Origin of the sequence: Winogradskyella sp. HaHa_3_26, from assembly GCF_019278425.1 — a bacterium.
Classification (GTDB): Bacteria; Bacteroidota; Bacteroidia; order Flavobacteriales; family Flavobacteriaceae; genus Winogradskyella; species Winogradskyella undariae.
The window spans coordinates 3,745,491-3,766,201 of sequence record NZ_CP058981.1; the positions used below are offsets into that span (position 1 = coordinate 3,745,491).

The 20,711-nt window shown below is 30.6% G+C and carries 23 protein-coding genes; all 23 read right to left on the reverse strand.

All coding sequences use genetic code 11. From position 1 onward, the window contains the following. Window positions 1-475: 475 nt before the first annotated feature. The 23 genes from H0I32_RS16240 to H0I32_RS16350 all read right to left on the reverse strand — a co-directional run bounded on the left by H0I32_RS16240 (window position 476) and on the right by H0I32_RS16350 (window position 20,364). The gene (locus H0I32_RS16240; protein ID WP_179314925.1) at window positions 476-1,039 is read right to left on the reverse strand and encodes a hypothetical protein; all 564 of its coding nucleotides are present in this window, start codon (window positions 1,037-1,039) and stop codon (window positions 476-478) included. Between the two features lie 674 nt (window positions 1,040-1,713). Beyond that, window positions 1,714-2,415 carry a hypothetical protein gene (locus H0I32_RS16245; protein ID WP_179314924.1) on the reverse strand — a complete coding sequence of 234 codons (702 nt, stop codon included), beginning with the start codon at window positions 2,413-2,415 and terminating at the stop codon, window positions 1,714-1,716. 110 nt (window positions 2,416-2,525) lie between these two features. Then, window positions 2,526-3,455 carry an IS3 family transposase gene (locus H0I32_RS16250; protein ID WP_179377411.1) on the reverse strand — a complete coding sequence of 310 codons (930 nt, stop codon included), beginning with the start codon at window positions 3,453-3,455 and terminating at the stop codon, window positions 2,526-2,528. Then, on the reverse strand, window positions 3,344-3,778 hold the full coding sequence (locus tag H0I32_RS16255; protein WP_173589740.1) for a helix-turn-helix domain-containing protein: 435 nt from the start codon (window positions 3,776-3,778) through the stop codon (window positions 3,344-3,346). Before H0I32_RS16255 ends, H0I32_RS16250 begins: the two co-directional genes overlap by 112 nt. Window positions 3,779-3,984: 206 nt before the next feature. Then, the gene (locus H0I32_RS16260; protein ID WP_179314920.1) at window positions 3,985-5,007 is read right to left on the reverse strand and encodes a hypothetical protein; all 1,023 of its coding nucleotides are present in this window, start codon (window positions 5,005-5,007) and stop codon (window positions 3,985-3,987) included. A 1,219-nt stretch (window positions 5,008-6,226) separates the two neighbouring features. After that, window positions 6,227-6,736, reverse strand: coding sequence for a DUF4411 family protein (locus H0I32_RS16265; protein ID WP_179314801.1), 510 nt, complete (start codon window positions 6,734-6,736; stop codon window positions 6,227-6,229). Then, the gene (locus tag H0I32_RS16270) at window positions 6,736-7,908 is read right to left on the reverse strand and encodes an XRE family transcriptional regulator (RefSeq protein ID WP_179314802.1); all 1,173 of its coding nucleotides are present in this window, start codon (window positions 7,906-7,908) and stop codon (window positions 6,736-6,738) included. Before H0I32_RS16270 ends, H0I32_RS16265 begins: the two co-directional genes overlap by 1 nt. Before the next feature lie 197 nt (window positions 7,909-8,105). Next, a complete protein-coding gene (locus H0I32_RS16275; protein ID WP_179314803.1) occupies window positions 8,106-9,497 on the reverse strand; it encodes a hypothetical protein in 1,392 nt (463 codons plus the stop codon). 182 nt (window positions 9,498-9,679) lie between these two features. Next, window positions 9,680-10,117, reverse strand: coding sequence for a hypothetical protein (locus H0I32_RS16280; RefSeq protein ID WP_179314804.1), 438 nt, complete (start codon window positions 10,115-10,117; stop codon window positions 9,680-9,682). 65 nt (window positions 10,118-10,182) lie between these two features. After that, entirely contained in the window at window positions 10,183-10,398 is a 216-nt protein-coding gene (locus tag H0I32_RS16285) for a hypothetical protein (protein ID WP_179314805.1), read from the reverse strand. Window positions 10,399-10,961: 563 nt separating this feature from the next. After that, on the reverse strand, window positions 10,962-11,663 hold the full coding sequence (locus H0I32_RS16290) for a hypothetical protein (RefSeq protein WP_179314806.1): 702 nt from the start codon (window positions 11,661-11,663) through the stop codon (window positions 10,962-10,964). Between the two features lie 149 nt (window positions 11,664-11,812). Next, window positions 11,813-12,451 carry a tetratricopeptide repeat protein gene (locus H0I32_RS16295; protein WP_179314807.1) on the reverse strand — a complete coding sequence of 213 codons (639 nt, stop codon included), beginning with the start codon at window positions 12,449-12,451 and terminating at the stop codon, window positions 11,813-11,815. A 121-nt stretch (window positions 12,452-12,572) separates the two neighbouring features. Next, a complete protein-coding gene (locus tag H0I32_RS16300; protein WP_179314808.1) occupies window positions 12,573-13,226 on the reverse strand; it encodes an alpha/beta hydrolase in 654 nt (217 codons plus the stop codon). Window positions 13,227-13,941: 715 nt separating this feature from the next. Beyond that, window positions 13,942-14,241, reverse strand: coding sequence for a type II toxin-antitoxin system RelE/ParE family toxin (locus H0I32_RS16305; RefSeq protein WP_179314848.1), 300 nt, complete (start codon window positions 14,239-14,241; stop codon window positions 13,942-13,944). Beyond that, window positions 14,234-14,485 carry a type II toxin-antitoxin system ParD family antitoxin gene (locus tag H0I32_RS16310; protein ID WP_042297154.1) on the reverse strand — a complete coding sequence of 84 codons (252 nt, stop codon included), beginning with the start codon at window positions 14,483-14,485 and terminating at the stop codon, window positions 14,234-14,236. Before H0I32_RS16310 ends, H0I32_RS16305 begins: the two co-directional genes overlap by 8 nt. 181 nt (window positions 14,486-14,666) lie before the next feature. After that, entirely contained in the window at window positions 14,667-15,080 is a 414-nt protein-coding gene (locus tag H0I32_RS16315) for a contact-dependent growth inhibition system immunity protein (RefSeq protein ID WP_179314849.1), read from the reverse strand. 10 nt (window positions 15,081-15,090) lie between these two features. Next, a complete protein-coding gene (locus tag H0I32_RS16320; protein WP_179314850.1) occupies window positions 15,091-15,513 on the reverse strand; it encodes a hypothetical protein in 423 nt (140 codons plus the stop codon). A gap of 112 nt (window positions 15,514-15,625) precedes the next feature. Further along, window positions 15,626-16,108 (reverse strand): hypothetical protein, encoded by a 483-nt coding sequence (locus tag H0I32_RS16325; protein ID WP_179314851.1) that lies wholly within the window; start codon window positions 16,106-16,108, stop codon window positions 15,626-15,628. Between the two features lie 156 nt (window positions 16,109-16,264). Next, window positions 16,265-16,612: a hypothetical protein gene (locus H0I32_RS16330; protein WP_179314852.1), complete on the reverse strand. Its 348-nt coding sequence runs from the start codon at window positions 16,610-16,612 to the stop codon at window positions 16,265-16,267. A gap of 200 nt (window positions 16,613-16,812) precedes the next feature. Next, window positions 16,813-17,349: a YcxB family protein gene (locus H0I32_RS16335; RefSeq protein WP_179314853.1), complete on the reverse strand. Its 537-nt coding sequence runs from the start codon at window positions 17,347-17,349 to the stop codon at window positions 16,813-16,815. A gap of 402 nt (window positions 17,350-17,751) precedes the next feature. Then, entirely contained in the window at window positions 17,752-18,186 is a 435-nt protein-coding gene (locus tag H0I32_RS16340; RefSeq protein WP_179314854.1) for a lipocalin family protein, read from the reverse strand. A gap of 258 nt (window positions 18,187-18,444) precedes the next feature. Continuing rightward, window positions 18,445-19,326 carry a PIN domain-containing protein gene (locus H0I32_RS16345; RefSeq protein ID WP_179314855.1) on the reverse strand — a complete coding sequence of 294 codons (882 nt, stop codon included), beginning with the start codon at window positions 19,324-19,326 and terminating at the stop codon, window positions 18,445-18,447. An 834-nt stretch (window positions 19,327-20,160) separates the two neighbouring features. Beyond that, complete coding sequence (locus tag H0I32_RS16350; RefSeq protein WP_179314930.1) at window positions 20,161-20,364, reverse strand: hypothetical protein; 204 nt, start codon at window positions 20,362-20,364, stop codon at window positions 20,161-20,163. Window positions 20,365-20,711: the final 347 nt, after the last annotated feature.

Sequence of the window (20,711 nt, forward strand, 5' to 3'; positions counted from 1 at the left end):
GCCGTAAAGTTTTGTAAATTAAAATAGAGTAGAGTGAGTTGATGGTTTTCTCTATGGATCTCGTAAATTCTAATTTTAATGGTTTCTATAATCCTGCGTTATTTTTCCGTAATTCTTATCAGTTCTGCTTATTCATCTGAGTGATTAATCCAACGTTGTAGTTCCGCAATCTTAGTCAATTTGGCTTATCCGTCTGAGTAATAAATCCAGCGTTAATTTTGCGAACTGTTTATCAAGTTAGATTATTCGATTGAGATTTTTATCGTGAGTATAAATAAAAAACTCGTGGATTAGAAACGACATTAGCAAAACGTGACTGCTTGCTGCTAACGGTTTTGTGTATGGTTAGTTGCGTGGTTTAGCAACTAAGTTAGCAAACTTTTACGAACCCGTGAATATTCCGCAGGAATATTCGCAAGTAGGGAAGAACCTAGCAATTAATTATACACGGTGTTGTAGCAAGTACTTTTACTTTTCAAGTTCCGCTACTTTTTTTCTTATATCTTCTCGCAGAATAAATTCCGCTGTTTTTTTTATTCACAAGTTTGTCATTCGAACTGCTCTGTGTTTGATACCAATACCAAGTTTCTTGTAAAACAATGATGTTTTTAGGTAAGTCCTCATAAACTTTTCTTTTTCCTAAACTACCAGAGATTTTAAATTTATCTTGTTTGTAAGTCCGAGTGTTTCGTTGTTCTTTTTTTATAAAAGCAAAATGTCCAGTATTGAAAACAATTCCTAAATCATTTTCACGATTGTAAACGTCAAGTATTATTTGTCCTCCGTCTTCTAATTCGTAAAGGATATATTGCTTGGTTTTGAATCCAAGTTTTTCCAATTCGTCAATAATGATTGGAACTGCTTCGTGTCTTCGCAACCAATTCGTCGTGGTCGATTTTGTTCCGCCAGATTGATAATATTCATAGTAATTTTCCGAGTTGATTTTCGGATTTGGCTTTTCGTCAGTTTGCGCTTTACAATTCGTAAAGGTCAGAATTAAAATTCCGAAAACTATGGTTTTAAAATATGTTCTGTTCATTTCGCGTATTTGCTACAACGGTTTTGTGTATAAGTTAGTTGCGTGGTTTGGCAACTAATTTAGCAAAAATTGACCGAACCCGAGAAAATTCCAGCGGAATTTTCGCACGTAATCTAAAAAAAGCAATTAATTATACACGTTGTTAGCTTTTAGTGCTTTTTTGTCCGTTTAGTAATTTATTCCGAATTTATTTTTTTCCGATAATTTTTATTTTCAAAGTTTGAGTAAATTCCGCAGTTTTTGATTCCGCAAACTTGCTCAAATTCCGCAACTTGCTAAATTCCGATTGCGTGAGATTCCGAGTTTCCAATTCAGTTTTAGATTCCGCAAACAAGCTAAAAAATCAAGCGTAATTCAATTCAGAGTTTGAGTGAGCAATTCCGCTGTTGTATTTCATTCCACATTTGAGTGATAATTCCAAAAATTTTTGAAATTCGACACACAGTTTTTCTAATTTATCTTACTTAAAATTCTAAAAAAAAATCGAAAAATAAACCAGGCTTTTTTCAAACCGCAAACTTGCTCCAGCATTAAAGCTAACGTTTATGTATAAGAATAGTTGCGGGTTTGTATGCGAGGATTTTCCGAAGGAAAATCAGACGTTACAAACACGCAACGACCTTTGATTAAGCACTAAACCGCAATTATTTTTATACGGTGTTGTGCAACGTTTTTTAATGTTTTTCTAATTTTTCAAATTTTTGTTCAGTCAATTTTTCAAATGGTTTATTTTTATAAAATCTATAATTTGTAATTACAGAATCTATTTCAGTTTTTGTTCCGCCATTTTCTAATTCAATTTCTTCCATATCAATTCGGGTCAAGATGTAAGTTGAGTCATTTACAAATTTTCCATATTGGTCATATCCCCACATTCCATCTCCACCAGTTCCTGCAACGATATTATCGCTCAACAATTTATTTTCAGAGTTGTAAATTAAATAATGTAAATCGTGGCAACAACTTTCGTCTCCTTCTATGATTGTAATTATTTTTTCAGATTTGTCATTTTTTTGGATTGAAAAGTATTGATAATTCACAGGATAAATATTATTTCCTTTGAGTCTATCGTCTTGAAAATATTCAACTAACTTTTCTTTTGATGAGAAGGATTTAAGACTATCTACAATTTTTCCATAATACCAACCTCTTAAATCAAATTCATTAAGGTTTGAGTATTTGAAATCATTTGGGTTAATAAATAGAGAATCAGATTTTTTAATTTCAACAATCGGTTCAGCTTTCAATTCAATTGAATCGGTCTCTATTGAGATTATTTCTTTATTCTCAGCCTTAATGTCAGATTTAGATTCTTTCTTTTTCTCAACACAGCTGAAAGTCAGAAATATTAATATGTAGGTTAAAATTTTGTTCATTGTGTATTATACTGATATAGGTTGACTCTTTTTGGTTAATATTTAGACGTTCAAAAGATTTTTTTTTCAGCGGTTTAGAAGGCAAAAAATAGTTTGAACTAGGTCAGTTCTTAAATCGTAAGTTCAGGTAAATTTACATTATTTTTTCGATAGGATTTGTATTTGATGTTTGGATTCAGATGGACTTCAGTAGGTTTTCTGAGATCCAGGCTAAAATGGGTTCTTAAATTGTTATAAATATAGACGGCTTGTTGTGTCATTTTTTTTGCTAATTCAGTGTTTTTAATGGTTTGTTTTAATCCATATTCATATTTAAGAGTTCTATTAATGCGTTCAGCAACAGCATTTTCGTAAGGATCGTATTGTTCAGTCATACTCATTGTAATTCCATTACCTTCAGCAAACTGTGTGTATTTGGGGTTGCAGTATTGGAAACCTCTATCCGAATGATGGATAAGCTTTAGATTGGGATATTTTCTATTTTTAATAGCCATAGCGAGCGCATCTGTGCAAAGTGATGTTCTCATATGGTTGTCGAGTTTATATCCCATAATCTGCTTAGAATAAGCATCTGTAACAATGGCTAAATAATTATGACCGTATTGTGTTTTAATATAAGTGATATCGCTGACCCAAAGTTGTTCAGGACGAGTAGGGACATGGTCTTTTACCAGGTTTTTATATTTTTTGTACATATGGTTTGAGTTTGTAGTGGTAATGTAATTTTTTGTTTTAGGAATTAAAAGGTTATTTAGTTTGAGGAAGCGATAGAACTTGTCTCTACCAATTTTAATATCAGCGCTTATAAATTCTCGTTTAAGTTCTTTATGTAGCTTAATACCACCAGTTTTTGAGCCTACTTTTTTACGGTAGTCTTTGACCATTTTAATCATTTTTTGATGATCTATTTCTTTTTTCTGTTGAGTTCTTAGTCTTTTGTAGAAGGCTTGTTTAGATATCCCAAAACATCCATAGAGCCATTTTCTTTTATACGCTGTTTTTTCTTTAACTCTATCTCTTTTGCTAATGTTTTGGGTAATGACTTTTTTGACATATCGACTCCTGTAATAAGTTCCATGTCAGCTATAATGTCTTGTTGAAAGTCTTTTTGAAACTCAAGTTCTTCAATCTTTTCCTTTAACTTTTTAATTTCATCGTTTTTACTCATACCCGTATTTTGTTGTACTAAAGTACTGTATTTTCTTAACCAATAGGTAATGGTTGTTCGAGGGATATCGTATTTTTTTGAAGCTTGGTTGTTTGAAAGCTGACCATTTAAGATTTGGTCAACGACTAAAAGTTTGGTCTCTAAAGTGGCTTTTTGGTAACTTTTTTTTCGCCAGTGTTCATTTTGTGTTTTCATAAGTGACTGTAATTAATTGCTTAATTTTTAGTCAACCTATTTCAGGAAAATTCATTGGTCAAATGTTGCACAACGGTCTTGTGTATGGTTAGTTGCGTGTTTAAGCAACTAATTTAGTAAACTTTTACGAACCCGTGAATATTCCGCAGGAATATTCGCAAGTAGAGAAGAACAAAGCAATTAATTATACACGGTGTTGTACACAGTTATTTTTTTAATATTTTTTCAAATTCGGTTGAGTCTACTTTCTTTAAATCCAATTCAAGAATTCCATTTGTGTTTTCATCAATGAGTACTCTTTTGACATAAAATTCTTTTTTTGCTTTACCAAGCACTATTAATGAGGTTTGATTTTTTATAGGAATATTTGCAAAAATTAAATCATTTGGTTTTCTGTAATCCGATATGAACGAATTCAAATCTTTGTAAATAAGGAAGGTCGAAACAAATTCTAAATTGTCTTTATTTAAAACAAGCTCGTAAGAAACATTGCCATCAGGCATTAAAATCTTATCAACGTTTATCCAGCCAAATTCGTCAATTAGTACGTCAGGATATTTCCACCAGTTATCAACTGCTAATTCATCATTAATTTCCGAAATATCATTTTCTATTTGTAATTCTAAATTTTCATTAGTTGTTGAATAGTAGTCCAAGGAATCAACAGGTATTATTTTATCTCTATAAGTTAAAACTCCACCATAGCGTCTTGATAAAATAGTGTCTATTATAGGGAAAGTTATGTATGTGTCTTTATCTTCAATCCATTCAATTTGATTAATAGAATCAAAAACGCCATTAAAAATTCGGTCTCCTTTTCTAAACTCTTTCTTGAATTTAATTTTTAGTTTTTTTTGGTCTTTGAGCTTTAATTCTTTATCTCCTGATTTAAATTTTAAGAATATTACACCATTAGATTCCAGAAGCTCATTTTTATCAGTAATTGTATTTAAGTTATCAGAAATTAATTCTAATCTATTGTAATATTCTTTGAGCTCTAAACTTATTTTATCATTTTCGCCAATATCAAAATCTTCTCGATTGAAGTAGATTTTAGTACCTTTTTCTCCAATAATTTCTTTGACGCTTATGGTGTCTAAATCAAACACTTGATTTTCGACAAGGACAATATTTTGAAAGGGATTCGTAGGTTCAAATTCGGCTATATCTTTTTTACAACTAAATACAGAAATTGAAACTAAAAAGTATATTAGGATTTGTTTTTTCATAATTGTGTACAACGGTTTTGTATATGTAAAGTTGCGGGTTTGCGTGCGAGGAATTTCCAACGGAAATTCAGACGTAGCAAACATGCAACGACCTTTTGATTTAGCTAAAAGTAGCAATTTTTTATATACGTTGTTGCCTACAGTGCTTTTTTCTTACTGTAATTTAACGTTTCTCTTTTCAGGGTTTGAGTAAGTTCTTTCGTTTTCAATTCCTCAAACTTGCTCAAATTCCGATTTATTATTTTTTCGGTAGAGTGGAAGTCCGACGTTATTTTTAGGTTTAGTTCCGTTTCCAATTTTCCGTAATTTTGTCAAATTCCGTACAGCAATTCAGTCAGATTTTGAGTAAGCAATTCCGACGTTGCTTTTCATTCCTCATTTGAGTGAGAATTCAGCGTGATTTTCAGAATTCCGCAACATAGTTTTTTCGTTTTTACTTTCTTAAAATTCTAAAAAAAAAATCGAAAATAAAACCAAGCCTTTTTAATCCGCAAACTTACTCCAGCATTGTAGGCAACGTGTTTGTGTATGAGTTAGTTGCGTGGTTTGGCAACTAAGTTACTAAATATTTACCGAATAGAAAATCCGAGAGGATTTTCGTACGTAAGCTCTATAAAGCAATTAATTATACACGGTGTTAACTGTAGTAATTAATTGGTTTTTATTTGTTTGAGTGTTTTCGATTTCTTGATATTCCACAATATTTATATTCCGATGATTCTGAATTAATTTTAATTATTAAACCTCTAATTTATAAAAAAAAATCGAGCGATGCTCGATTTCCGTTAAGTTCGGCTTTTGCAAACTTGCTAAAATTCCGACTGAGTGAATTTCTGCAGTTTTCAATTCGGATTTGAGTGAGAATTCGGATTGAGTGAGATTCCAATTCCAATTAATCAAACGAGCTAAAATTCCAACGTATTTTTATTCAGGTTTCGAGTGAGAAATTCGTGCGTTGTGTTTATCAATCTAACGTTTTAAAATTCAGAATTCGAGTGAGATTTTTGCATTCAATTCGGCTTAAGCAACTTGTTTTTTTTGCTTAAAGTTCCGAATTTGGTTGCGCTGCGTTATTACAGTTAACGTTGTTGTATATGGTTTGTTGCGTGTTTCAAGCAACTAATTTAGTAAATAATTACCGACCAAGAAAGTCCGCGAGGGCTTTCGTAAGTAGGCGAGAATCCAGCAATAAATTATATACGGTGTTAGCCATCTGGCATTATTCCGATTTACAAGTAAATTTAATATTCAAATTTCTAATAAATTCAAAATCATCTATCCACTTAACATTCATATTGTCGCAAACGTGAGGTATTTTAATTTTCGTTTGTTTTTTAAAATAGTCTTTCGTTTCTTTTGTAACTACGATTGCATTTTCTTTCATAGCGTGTGCAATAACCCAAGGGTCAGCTTTTGAGTGAATTCCGTTACTTGAAACTAGGTATTTATGATTTGGATTAGATGAATATATTTGTTTTAGATGATTTGTTACTTCTCCATCAATTTTTCTAATTGGAATATCACTTTTCTTTAACCACTCTGATAGGTTATCTTCTCCACTCTCAATTTCTTCGTACACTAATTCTGGAATAAATATTATTCCCTTTTTACCTAAATCATTTAATACCTCCCAATACGATGGACAAATTTCGGGTGAGTAATATTTTTGCCAAGCTTGAATTAGAATATTAGCATCAATACAGTAAACTACTTTTTCATTTTTAAACATTAGGCAAGTAGTTTTTCGAATTTTTGAAATTTGTTTATCTGAGTATTAAGCAGATTACTAGCAATTGAAGGTGATAGTGAGCCATTATTAAAAGAGTCCATCACTATTCTTGTAAATAGTTTGCTGTTTTTATTTAAACGAAGCAAATAAGCATCAGGACCTCCTTTTCGTTCTTTTTGTTTCTCTTTTTTAATTTTTTCTCTTTCTAAAAACTTTTCAAATTCATTTTGTGCATCTTGTTTTAAAGACTTGTATTCGGATTGAGAAATTAAATTTAAGTTTAATGCACGAACTAAAAAAGCAAACGAACTTATTCCAAGTTCTTTTGATTGTTTAAAAATCTTATTATTTGACTCAAAAGTATCATTTCCAAGTTGAGTTATTAATTCTTTAGGCATTAATGCATTGGCTGCAACTTGGTTGCAAAATAACTCTACAGGATGAAATTTGGATTTTGGTTTGTCTGTAAAATCAATTTCTATTTCATTTGATACACCTGATTTTGCTATCCAAATGTGAGCTAATTCGTGGACAAGCGTGAAAAGTTGTGGTGCATTCCAGTTTTTTGAGTTTACAAAAACAAATGGTGCATATTTATCGGCAATTGCAAATCCTTGAATTAAATCTCTATCTAAGACTAATCTTGAGTGTAAGAAACTTGCACGAGAAATAAATATTCCTGCACTTTCTGCTTTATCTATCCATTCAGAAATAGGTGTTTTTTTATAATCACTCGGATTAATCTTTAAAGTGTCTAAAATGTCTTTTGCAACAACCTCTGGATTATCGTTAATAGAATACTTACCAACAAATGGAAGTGTATTTTCTCCTATTTCTTCAAATAGTTGACTTATCCAATTTTGTTTTTCTTGAACTTCTCGGATTATAAATAAAGAAGCTGTATCTAATTCCTGAGAGTCATCTCTTCTATAGTCTTGAAGTGGATGAAAATCTTTTGGTACTTCAGGCAAGAAAAATAACGAAAAAGGTCTTCTAAAACTTTTCGCTAAGATTTTCGCTTGTCGAATAGTTGGAAAATCAATTCCATCTTCCCAAGTTAAATATCTTTCGGGTGATACAGAAATTTTTTTGGCAGCATCTTCCACAGAAATTTTAGCGGACTTTCTAGCCCACTTTAATATTTCAGATGTTATGAATGCTTTATCAGCCATTATTTTTTTCTACAAAGGTAAAACTTTAAATTGGAACGTAATTTTTTTTTGCTTGTGGCTAACGTGATTGTGTATGGTTAGTTGCGTGGTTAAGCAACTAAGTTAGCAAACTTTTACGAACCCGTGAATATTCCGCAGGAATATTCGCAAGTAGTGAAGAACCAAGCAATTAATTATACACGGTGTTGTGGGTAGTTTTATTTCTCATAGAATTCCAAACCATCTGTTGATAAATAATAGTAAACATTATTAGGGATAAATACTTTTAAGAAATCAGTAGAGCCATATTTATAAATTGGTTCTGGGATTTCACTAAATTTTGGTGGTAAAAAAGTCAATTCCCGATTTCTAAAAGCTACACCTTTCAACCCATTATTTGAATATCTTAATTCAGATTGAAATACTTGTAATTCTTCGAACTCAAAATCCTGAATTTTGTTTAAATAGAAGATACTTTTTTTCCCATTTGACTTTTCTAAAACTAAGAAAAATGTTTCACGGTACTTACTTAATTTATATAGTAACACATTTTTGTATATGGGTTCAACCAAAACGTTATCTGGTAAAAATGCTTCATCCTTTTTTGCTATACCAAACTTTTTTGCTTTAGAAGACTGAATGAGTCTAATTTCGCTATGATATTTACCTGTTAAAATGTATTTGTTTTTCTTCTTAGTTTTATATTTTTTACTATCGTTGGTACTGTCAATACTAAATTTAGTGTTTGTTGAGAGTTTTTGGTTCTTTTTTGAGCTTATACGATGAACTACCTTATCTTCGATTTCCAATATTTCAGTAGTAGGAACCTTAATAAACCTCTCCAGTTTATTTTTTCCATATCCATATTCGTAGAAAACATATTGTTGGTGCGAATTTGGATTTGTAAATAATAGAGGATACATTTTAGGATGTTCAGGTTGTTCTGTTGTTACATAAGTTACATTATTATCTTTTTCGCTTTTAATAATTTCTTTCTTTTGATTTATGATTTTATAAAATAAAGCAGATGTTTCTTTTTTTAGATTGAAATATTGCTTTTCATTAACAATTTTATTAATCTCAAAAATACTATCTAATACAATGGCTTTTGGTCTTCCTCCAACAATTTGCCTATACCAAACATCATTTTTGTTTTGCCTTTTTAGTATAACAGTAAAGTCGTACTTTTCTTCAATAAAATAATCTATAAAATAATCTTTTTTATCAAAAGCATTTTTGAATTTGTTATTTAAAAATCTGAAACTCCCATTTTTCCATAAAGCAGTATTTTTATTAACAAAACCAAGATTCGTTATAGAATCGTACTCAATAGGAACTACTAGTTCATAATTTTTTTTATCTGCATTATATGCAAACAATCCCCATTTTCCATTCTTAGAAACTTTTGGAATCCAACGAAGTTTTTTTAAAAAGTCATGGTTGACAGAATCATATATTGGTTTAACTAATATTTCTTTAGATTTTCTATCAGCATAACCCCATAAATTACCCTTTCTGTATGGAATAACTTTATCCGTTAGATTGTAATACGTTTGAGCTGATAAGCCAATTGGGACTACTAGGAATATTATAATAAATATTTTATTCATTATTTTAAAATTTTATAATTTGTTTTCAACGTAGCAGGAATTACCCACAACGGTTTTGTGTATGATTAGTTGCGTGGTTAAGCAACTAATTTAGTAAACTTTTACGAACCTGAGAATATTCCGAAGGAATATTCCAGATGAACACTTACAAAGCAATTAATTATACACGGTGTTGGCAATAGTTATTTTTCTTTAAGTGTGTTGATAAATTCTTTTATTTCTTCGTTGTCTTTATACTTTGTCATTAGCGAATTCATCGTTTCTGAAGTTTGTATGGGATTATAGTTCATTTCCAGCAATGATGATATACTAATTTGATAAAAGAATTTTGGTGCTTCGCCATAATAACCTTCTATGTTTTTCTCGTATTCAGTCATTGCTAATTTCAAATTCCAGTAATATATATTTAAATACTTTTTGTAGTCTTCCAAATCCATATTTTCAATAGATTTCATTTTGTTTAAAGTTTCTAAATGTGCCTTTGAATATAAATTATAACCTAAAAGTTTACGATTATCATTTTCGGTTAGTTTAATTATAGATTTTATTGTAGTTACAGAATCAATCCCATTCCATATGGTTTTTATAGTATTATCTTTTTCGGTATATTCTAAAGTCATTAAAGTAAAAAAGACGTTTTTAAATTTTGAATTTTCTCCAAGTAGTAATACTCTATCCTTTAAATTTACTTTTTAGTGATTTCCACAGCTATTTGTTTACCTCCTTTTTTTGGACTGAAATCAGTCGATAAGTTTTGAGTTAATAAACTATCATTTGTGATAGTTAATTTAGTAAATCCATCTGGATTAATTAGAAACCATTCACCCTCAACTTTGTTCTTGTTTTGAGAAGAACAGGTGATGAAAGAAATTATAATAAGTATTCGGATTAGTTTTTTCATAATTATTGCCAACGGTTTTGTATAAAAAGAGTTGCGTTTTTGCGTGCGAGGAATTTCCGTAGGAAATTCAGATGTAGCAAAAGTGCAACGACTTTTAAATTTAGTTCTCAATATAGCAATTTTTTTTATGCGTTGTTACATAATTTACCGACACATTTGAGTAATCACGTTTGCTTAGATCTTTGAAGCAAGAGTGGTTTATTCCGAGTTTGAGTGATCAATCTTTACCTTTGATTTAATAATTCCGCAAACTAACTCTAAAATCCGTTAGAGTAAGAAATTCCGCAAGAGTGAGAATCCAATTTATGATAAATTCAGAGTTTGAGTAAGCAACTATTCAGAGTTTGAGTGATGGAAATTCCGAGGAATTTATTTTTTAGAAATTCGGTTTTGATAGGAGTTGCGATTTTCGGAGGTATTTTATGTAACGTGTTTGTGTAAGATTAGTTGCGTGTTTAAGTAACTAATTTAGCAAATAAAAACCGAATAGAATATTCCGCAGGGATATTCGTAAGTAGACTAGAACTAGCAATTAATTTTACACGTTGTTAGCAAACGTATTTTTATTCTTGATTCCTTGCAGAATCTTTTACAACTCGACAATCAGACATTAAATGATTCATTAAATCTTTTAAAAATTTATCGACACTTTCCTCAAACGACATTTCATAAACTTTCATTGTTTTTTCGGCGTATTTTGCGGATGTACCTGAAACTATCTGATTAAAACTTTCCATAGTTAATTTGTCAGTTCCTAATTCAGTCAGTTTCTCACAAGATTCTTTCGAAACTGATTCAATAAAGTCACGTTTCCTTTTTTGTTTTTTTCTTTCTTTTTTCGATAAGGATTTTTGTAAATCAATATTCATTTCCGCAATTAAGTCGTTACTCAATAAATTGTTTTGTTCAGTTGACAGTTCAGTTTTTTTTAAGTAAAGTCCAATTGAATTACAATTTCTAAATGCGATAATTTTAGTCAACTTATTTTCAACACCAATTCGAGCAATTGTTTCAATAATTTCTTTCTGTTCAATTTGGTCATTTAAGTCATTTAATACTATTATTCCTTCACTATATTCGAAACTTTCTTCGGTGTATAATTTTTGGGAATAAATAATCTTATAAGAAACAGTTTTTTGAGATTTCAGTTCAGTTTCGATTTTTTTAAATCCGTTTTCACAATCAGATTCCGCCGTATTTTGCGCAAAATTAATTGTCGATAGTAGTAAAAATAAGATTAGGAATATATTTTTGTAGATGTTCATTTATATGTTTGCTAACGTGATTGTGTATGGTTAGTTGCGTGGTAAAGCAACTAATTTAGTAAACTTTTACGAACCTGAGAATATTCCGAAGGAATATTCCAGATGAGCAGAGACCAAGCAATTAATTATACACGGTGTTAGCAAACGTATTAATTTTCCACTTTGATTATTTTTGATGTTCCATTATTATATGTTTCGGCATATTTAGATTCCATCATTATTTTTTTTAATTGATTTATATTTTGAATGTGACTATAATTATTAAACTCTTTAAGAACGTTAAAATACATAGAATCAGTAGGCTTTCTTTTAATTGCTAATTCTAGTAACTCTTTGCTTTTAAGACTATCGCCTATTTCCATAAACATAGAAGCCATACTTAACGTGTCAGTTTTTAGCCAATATTCTTGTTCTTTTTTAGAAAACACCTCTCGTGCGTTCTTATAATATAATTCAGACTCCTTTTTCTTATCTAGTATTTCTAGTAAAAGTCCAGTTTTATAAAAGTATTGATATGCGTCTGGTTTAAGTTCGGTAAGTTTTTTATTCAGTTCTAAAGATTTTTGAAAATCGAGAGTTTCAAAAGATAATTCAGACATAACACGATAAGCATCAATATTCGAATTGTCTAACGAAATGATTTTTTCGCAATCTTTAATAGCATCATATTTTTTACCCGAAATTCTATTATCATTTACTTGCTTAAATAATTCCGCAATTTCTTTTTCATTATCGGAATTACAGCTAAATAGTATTAGAATTAATGATATGCAGATAGTTTGTCTCATATGTTTGCTAACGTTTATGTATATGATTTGTTGCGTCTTTCAAGCAACTAATTTAGTAAATAATTACCGACCAAGAAAGTCCGCGAGGACTTTCGTAAGTAGGCGAGAAGCTAGCAATAAATTATATACGGTGTTGTAGTGCGTTATTTATTCGTTCGTTAATTATTTTACTTATTTCTATAGCTTTATCAACTATCATAAAATGTTCTCCTTTTTCAATTAGAATTGTATTTTCTCCTTTTGGTGGAAGTAGTTTGTCTTTTGTTCCGCCAATTTTGATTAATTTTTCTAATCTTAATTGATTTTTCCAGTTCATTAATTCTCTAATTGCCCATTTCGTGAAATTCAAGTCTGTGTCAGCCAAAATTGAATTCAATAATTCCTTCTTTTCAGTTCCGAACATAAAATGAGCAACTACTTTCGGTGGATTCAATAATTTTTCGGGAATTAATTCAATAATTTTAGATTTTCCCGCAAGTTTGATAATTCCGCTTAATTCAGTTCTTGTTTCTACGGATGAAATTAAAATAGTGAATTTCGGTTTTGTCAATTTGCTGATTTCAGTTGCTATTAATCCTCCAAAACTTACTCCTAAAATTCCAAAATTCTCTTCATTTCCAATTCCGTATTCTTCAATTAGTCGTTTTGAATATTCAATAATTGGTTCTTTATTTTTCGGTTTAATCCATTCTACAGGAATTAATTCGTGTTCAAGAGTTAAATATTTAAACACTCTTTTGTCAGCTCCAAGTCCACTAATTCCAAATATTTTCATTGAGTTCTGAAGTTCGTTTTTAATGCACTACAACGTGATTGTGTATGGTTAGTTGCGTGGTTAAGCACCTAATTTAGTAAACATTTACGAACCTGTGAATATTCCGCAGGAATATTCGCAAGTAGTGAAGAACAAAGCAATTAATTATACACGGTGTTGGCAGCCGTGCTTATTTTTTTAATCCTGCGTTGTTGCTAATCAGACACGCATTTTCCACACAGCTTGTATATCCTGCGCTATATTTTTAATATCTAGGAAACTTATCAAATTTCAGTTCTCGTGTTTAATGAATTAGATAATTATTCCAATTTAGTTCCGCAAGAAATTAAAATTTCCGACTCCATTTTTTCTGATTTTACTTACTTAAAAGTCAAAAAAAAAAAATCACGAAAAAGTAACTAGGCTTTTTTATTGCGATGTAGCTATTTTTTCAACCGTAATTTTCCGTTCTGCTTAATTCCTGCGTTGTGATTTTCATTCCAACGTTTTGAAATTCCAATTTTATTTTATTCTCAAAATTTAGATTTGTATAAGTTCCAATTTAGAGTTGGACTTTGCCGCACACGCATTGCTGTCAACGTGATTGTGTATGGTTAGTTGCGTGGTTAAGCAACTAAATTAGTAAACTTTTACGAACCCGTGAATATTCCGCAGGAATATTCGCAAGTAGAGAAGAATAAAGCAATTAAATATACACGGTGTTGTGTGCAGTTTTTTATTCCGCTATTCTTTTCTTTAAGTCCATTCTTTCGTGCAGTATTCTTGTTATCTCTACATAATTTTCATTTAGAGTTCTGTAAAAAATTATATGTCGATTTACCTTAATTCCGAGAAGTTGTTTTGATATTCCTTCGTAGTTTTTTCCTAAATGAGGATTTTCTGCAATTTCTTGACAATCAGAAATTAGTCCATCGTAATATTTGTCAGCTTGTTTTTCCGACCAAACCTCAAAGGTATAATCCCAAATCTTTGATAAATCCTCAACAGCTTTGTTCGTCAACTTATATTCAGCCATTCGAGTGCTTTTTCGCTTTTAGAGATTCAAGATGCTTTTTTGGGTCAAAATCGTGAGCTATTCCGCTGTCAATTCCTTCTTGTATTGCAGTTTTCAAAGCAATTACTTTACTTTCTTCTTCCTCTAAAAGTCTCAATCCAGCACGAATTACTTCACTGACGTTTTTAAATCTTCCTTCACTAATTCGGCTTTGCACGAATTGGTCGAAATAATTTCCGAGTGATATTGATGTGTTTTTGTTCATTTGATACTAATTTAGCTCAAATATACCAAAAATTGGTATAATAGCAAAATTTGCCTCAAATTGCACACAACGTGTTTGTGTATGGTTAGTTGCGTGGTTAAGCAACTAAGTTAGCAAACTTTTAGGAACCCGGGAAAATTCCGCAGGAATTTTCGCAAGTAGGCAAGTACAAAGCAATTAATTATACACGGTGTTGGCAACTGGCTTTTATTTTTTCATTTATTCGGTCAAATTTCTTTTCTCCGAGTTCGCTTTTTATTAATTCTGAATTCAATTCCACAATGTTTTTAAAATTCAGAAATTCAATTTTATTTTCATTCCAAAATTCAGTCGGTAAACTCGAAACTACGACAAGTAAATCGCCCTCATAAAAGTCACATTCGGTCAAAATATTCCGTTCGAGTTTTTCGAGTGCAATTCCGATTAGATGTTCAGTTCCGATTTTTTGAGAAATTAGAAGCCTTATCTGTTCGTTTGTCAATTCCGCAATACTGATTTTCCGATAGCGATAACATTTTTCAATCAAATCAGTTGGAAATTTAGATGGATTTTTCCAAACATCTTTTTCTAATTGCTCGATTGATTTAGTTTCCATTCGTTATTTTTTAGCTAGCTTTTATTTGTTTTCTTGACAGTTTAGTAATCCAAATCAGATTGGTTATTCCAATTCCCAAAATTCCAAAAGTTGCTATAAACTTAATTGGTGATTCTTTTCCAATAGCGAATAATATCATAATCAGAATGGGAATGAGTCCAACTCCGATTTTTAAAATCAAATTTTGAGTTTTAAATTCAGAAAAAGAAAGTAAATATCCGTTAGCTATTGCTAAAATAAGAGCTGGGATTGGATATATAATCAACAAAAAGAAAATTTCTCCGTACTGAATGTTTTCATAAAATAATGGTGCAATAAAAATTCCGATTAAACAGAATAGAAATCCAATTATTATTATCGTTCGACGTTCCATTTGAGTGAGTTCAGCTTGTTGCCAACGTTGTTGTGTATGGTTAGTTGCGTGGTTAAGCAACTAAGTTAGCAAACATTTACGAACCCGTGAATATTCCGCAGGAATATTCGCAAGTAAGCTCAATAAAGCAATTAAATATACACGGTGTTGGCAATAGTGTTTTTATTTTCGGTCAAAATGGCCATCCGTTTATCATTTTATAATCAGCTTTTGGGTCAAATTCAATTCCGATTTTTTTTTTCGGATTCCACTGTTGGTTTATAAATTCAGCTGGATTTTTAGTAATATCAGTCCAGCTAATGTTCGGGAAAACATAAAGGGTCCAATGGTCAGAATCCCAAGTTCCGTAAAGTTTTTCATTCGGCAAATAGAGTAGGATGTATTCAGGGTCATAATGTTCGCATTTATCAGTCAGATTGATAGCTGGAATTTCGTAATATGATTTTCCGCTAACATTTCCCGCAATCCATACTTTTCCGAGTTCTAATTTGTCAAAGTCAATAATTCCGACAAAGTCAGGTTCCACAGTTTTTTGGTCATATATCAATTCCGATTTTGATTTTAAAAATTCAGTTAAATCTTTGGGTAAATCCATATTCTGTCCAAATATTGGTAAGGCAATTAAATAAGCTAAAATTATGATTCCTTTATGCATTTCCGACATTATTGCCAACGTGATTGTGTATGGTTAGTTGCGTGGTTCAGCAACTAAGTTAGCAAACTTTTACGAACCCGTGAAAATTCCGCAGGAATTTTCGCAAGTAGTGAAGAACACAGCAATTAATTATACACGGTGTTGTATGTAGTGTTTTTATTCTACATAAGCTACATTTTCTCCAATTTTATACCTTAACCATTTCTTTTCCGAGTTAGGTTTTTGAGTTATTGTTCCTCCATTGAGATGAACTTTATAACCTCCAATTACATATATTTCTTGAGTTTTTTTATTCAGTACGATTTTGTCCGCATTCTCAAATTCAAACACACTGGTTTTCAGATTCGCATTTCCAATAAGAGTAATTGTTTCCTTCTCGAGATTTTGTTTTACCATTTCGTCACAAGAGTAAGTAAATTCATTTTCAGTCTTAACTTCATTTTGAGAAGAGCAATTCATTCCAAATGCTAAAATCAGACTTGCAGTAATAAATAATTTCTTCATAAATTTTTTATTTTATTGTTCAAATTGTTTTTTTGAGTTCGTTGCTCACATTACATACAACGTTGTTGTGTATGATTAGTTGCGTGGTTTAGCAACTAAATTAGTAAACTTTTACGAACCCGTGAATATTCCGAAGGAATATTCGCAAGTAGGCTAGAAGCCAGCAATTAATTATACACGGTGTTGCCATTAGTACTTTTTTATTTCCATTCCCAATTTAGTTCGTCAACATATTCAGCTCCTAAATCAGTCACACGTTTTTTGAATTCTGTTTGATTTTCAATCGAATGCTTTGGTACAATCAGAGATAAGTCCGTTGTCAACTTTATAAAGAAATGGTTTTTCGTTTCGATAAGTTCTTTTAATTCAGTTCCGTTTATTTTACTTTCAGAAGTAAAGTCTTTAGCATTTACAGAATTTTCATCAAAGTCAATTTCCACTGGTTTATTAATTCGATTTTTATAATTCTCTTCTACGTGTTTTTTGAAATGTCTTTTATAATTCCATTTGGCATACATTGGATAAAAAGCAAACCATAATAATCCAAATGAAGCTATTATTCCTCCAATCGCTTTATTATCATTTTTATAAGCGAAATAAAGTCCAATTAATGTATATAATATAAAGACTATGTATCTGGAACGAAAACGTTTCTTTTTATGTGATTCCGATTTTGAAGAAGTATATAGCTGATATTCTAAAAAATCCGAGTTAGTAAGTTCGTAGTTTATTTTCATTTCGGTATTAATGGTAACGGTCTTGTGTATGGTTAGTTGCGTGGTTTAGCAACTAAATTAGTAAACTTTTACGAACCCGTGAAAATTCCGCAGGAATTTTCACAAGTAGGGAAGAACCTAGCAATTAATTATACACGGTGTTATGTGCAGTTGTTTTTTTATTTTCGTATATTATTTTCTGACGTGATTTTTCTCAAATCTAACTTATTTACTTAAAACTCAAAAAAACCTCCGAATTAAAATCCGTTTTTTATTTAGAACGATTTTCGTTTCTATCATTTAAATTAATGCTGTCTGTTAACTAAGTTTTTAATCAAAAAAAATAGCAGAAAAGAATTAAAATTTAATTTATATTCTTTTCTGCTATTTTTTAAACGCTGTTATGTGCTATTTTTTTATGTATTAATTTATTTTAGTATAAGTATCAATATAAGTGAAAGTTTCGCTCTGGTACGTTTCTACATATTTCAATTTAAGTGTTGTAGCATTTAGCTCTATTATTTCTTCACTATAAAAATCTGTTGCGTCATCTACATCAGAAAAAGTAAGGATATTGCCATCAATTGAATAATTTTCTGTAGATGAATAGGATTGGTCACATGCATCTCCATAATAATCGGTCTGTTCAGCTTGTGTTCCGTTGTAAACATAAGTTTCTAATAAATTACAGTTAGATAAGTCTTCCGTAACACCATTTTCGGATTGAGCAGTCCATGTCCATGAGCCTATAATTAATTCGTCATTTGACAAAGAAGGGCTTGTACTATCATCATCACTAGTACAAGAAAAGAATATTCCAATGGATAAGGCTAAAAAGATTCGGGTTAATTGTTTCATTTTTTTTAAATATTAAATTTATAATTATGGTTTAAAATTTTTATTGATTTTTTTATCTTTTTCAATAACTTAAATATTGTCGTAATATAATAGTTTTTTTTTGATTTGAGTGGTATTGCACATAACGTTGTTGTATATGGTTTGTTGCGTGGTTTAAGCACTAAAGTTAGCAAATAAAAACCGAATAGAAAATCCGCTAGGATTTTCGTAAGTAAGCTAGAGCCAGCAATAAATTATATACGGTGTTGGGCATAGTTTTTATTTATCTGTTTCATCCTCATCATTATTATCTTTTTCAGTTTCTCTAAATTTTTTCAATAATTGTTCTATTAATTTTTTTCTGTAGAGTTCAGATGAAAGCTTTATTACTTTTTCTTCTTCTTCTATCATTTCTTTAGTAACAGGTATTTCTAAATATTGAAAAGCTCTTGATAATTTATCTGTTAATACTAATTTTCTTTGTTGACTGATTCGTTGTTTAAATTCTTGTTTCAGCCAATCATTCAGATAGGATTCGTTTTCGTGTATAGCTCCAAAATCAGTATCTCGAGTAACTATTATAATATGTTTTTTAGAAGTCTCAGCACATTTAATTATCCATTCCCAATTCACTGCGTCTCCAATAGAATTGTCACTGTTTTTTCTAGGTGGATATCCTAACATAAATCTTTTAAGAGCAAGCCTCCTAATTGTGAATCTTTGTTTGTTTTCTCTGTTTAAATTAAAATCACATTTATGTTTAAACACTTTTTGAAGCTTTTTAAAAACTTCATCATTTCGATTCGGATTGGTTAATATTTTTTCTATCTTTTCTTTCAGTTTTTTTTGTTGAATATCGATTTCTTTTTTTTGCTTTTTAATCATATCAACAGCTTTGGAATCTGAAAGAATTGCTGGAACGCTTAAATTAACATTATTGATTTTTTTAACTTCAGTAATTGATTCAAGAATTGCAGATTGGCGATTCTTTTTATATTCCATTTCTACTTGACTAGTAACAATAAGTTGATCCTTATGTTTTTCTATTAACTCTAAATATTTTAAAGAAACATCTGTTCTACGAATTCGATAAAAATCAAGTAATATATTTGTGTCAATGAATATTAAAGCATCTAATTTTTCAATTTTCTTTTTCGCCATTTTGTTTTTTTCAAATTATGCCCAACGGTTTTGTATATGTAAAGTTGCGGGTTTGCGTGCGAGGAATTTCCAACGGAAATTCAGACGTAGCAAACATGCAACGACCTTTTGATTTAGCTAAAAGTAGCAATTTTTTATATACGTTGTTGCCTACAGTGCTTTTTTCTTACTGTAATTTAACGTTTCTCTTTTCAGGGTTTGAGTAAGTTCTTTCGTTTTCAATTCCTCAAACTTGCTCAAATTCCGATTTATTATTTTTTCGGTAGAGTGGAAGTCCGACGTTATTTTTAGGTTTAGTTCCGTTTCCAATTTTCCGTAATTTTGTCAAATTCCGTACAGCAATTCAGTCAGATTTTGAGTAAGCAATTCCGACGTTGCTTTTCATTCCTCATTTGAGTGAGAATTCAGCGTGATTTTCAGAATTCCGCAACATAGTTTTTTCGTTTTTACTTTCTTAAAATTCTAAAAAAAAAATCGAAAATAAAACCAAGCCTTTTTAATCCGCAAACTTACTCCAGCATTGTAGGCAACGTCGTTGTGTATGGTTAGTTGCGTGTTTAAGCAACTAATTTAGCAAATAAAAACGAACGCGAGAAAATTCCGAAGGAATTTTCCAAATAAGCACTTACCAAAGCAATTAATTATACACGTTGTTGCCATTTCGTTGTTTTTCAGATTGTTGTTATTCCGCTAAATTCCGTTTTCCGAGTTTCAACGTTTGAGTCAATTCGGTCAGTGTTTTAATCCACAAACTTTTTCAATTCCGATTGAGTGAGCAGTTCCGCAACTTGCTAAATTCCGCATTCAGTTCAGTTTTAGATTTCTATTTAGATTCTATTTAGATTCTTTTTCGAATTGTTTTTTAAAACTGTAATTAAAATAAAGTCCCATAAATATTGCAAAGAATAAAACTTTAAAAATAAATTTCCATAATTCAAAATCATCTCCATCATAATAGTCTATTCCTGCTGTAGCAATTCCAAAACCAATTCCAGCGAATATTCCCGATTTCAATGCTTTTTTTGTGTATGATTTCATAATATTATTTCTTTATTGTTCATTTTTGAGTGCGTTCCGCCAATGAATGGCAACGGTGTACGTATATGAATAGTAGCCTTAAATATTCAACTGCTATTCGGATTGTATATCTGTTTATAAAGTAACGAAAAATAAATGAGACCAATGACTTAGCTATTATTTATATACGCTGTTGTGTTTAGTATTTTTCTTTTCTATTTCGTTTATAGCTTTCCAGGATCTTTATTATAGGTTTAGATTTAGTTATCTACAAAAAATTTAAAATACGTAGTCTTGACGACGCTACATAAAGAGCCAGCCACCAAACCTTGTTTTGTTTTAAAATTGGTTATATACCGATATATGGC